Here is a 789-nt window from a genome sequence, read left to right as displayed (position 1 = left end):
CCACAACCGTTGCCAAGACAGCCGACCCTCAGCCCGCCCAGAACCCGCGGACTATCGACAAAGCCAAAAGCACCGATCCGGAAATTGCCCGCTTACGCTACGCAACCCGGATCAGATAGAACATTGGAAGATTCTGATTTTTGGCCGACGCTGGCCCGTGATTACAGAAGTCGGCCGCATTCCACTCATCCGTGAGTACGGAACGCCGCAGACCCAGTTGGTCCGTGACGGTGTAGATTGACGTCTTCGACCCGCCATGCAGCCCTCCCACGACAACGCCACGACCGACTCCCATGGACTTGCTGATCACTGCCGCGGCACATGCGTTGGCTGCGGGCGACCCGTTGGGCGCCCTGGGCCGCGTGGCCTTGCGCGACGATGCGCCGGCCCTGGCGCTGCGCGGGATTGCGCTGGCCCAGTTGGGCGACTTTGAGCGCGCCCGCCCCCTGGTGCGGCAGGCGGCGCGCAAGTTTGGCGCGCAGGCGCCCGTGGCGCGCGCCCGCTGCGTGGTGGCCGAGGCCGAGATTGCCCTGGCCTCGCGCGACCTGGCCTGGCCCACCCAGTCCCTGGACGCGGCCCGACAGGTGCTGCAAAGGCATGGCGATACGCGCAATGCGGCCTATGCCCAATACCTGGCGGGCCGGCGCCTGCTGCTGATCGGCCGCCTGGACCAGGCCGAGCAGGCGCTCGCGACGCTGGACCCGGCTGCGTTCCCGCCGGCCTTGCGCAGCGTGCATGAACTGGTGGTGGCCGGCATCGCCATGCGGCGGCTGCGCGCCGACGCGGCCC

General features: G+C 68.9%; 1 pseudogene. It reads left to right on the top strand.

The window, feature by feature from the left end:
- Positions 1 to 293: 293 nt before the first annotated feature.
- A pseudogene (locus tag HV798_RS31550) lies at positions 294 to 789 on the top strand (helix-turn-helix domain-containing protein); the annotation flags it as partial.

The sequence above is a fragment of the Achromobacter deleyi genome, from assembly GCF_902859705.1.
Classification (GTDB): Bacteria; Pseudomonadota; Gammaproteobacteria; order Burkholderiales; family Burkholderiaceae_B; genus Achromobacter; species Achromobacter deleyi.
Note: the sequence above shows the minus strand (reverse complement) of the source record. Positions and strands in the feature narration are given on the sequence as shown.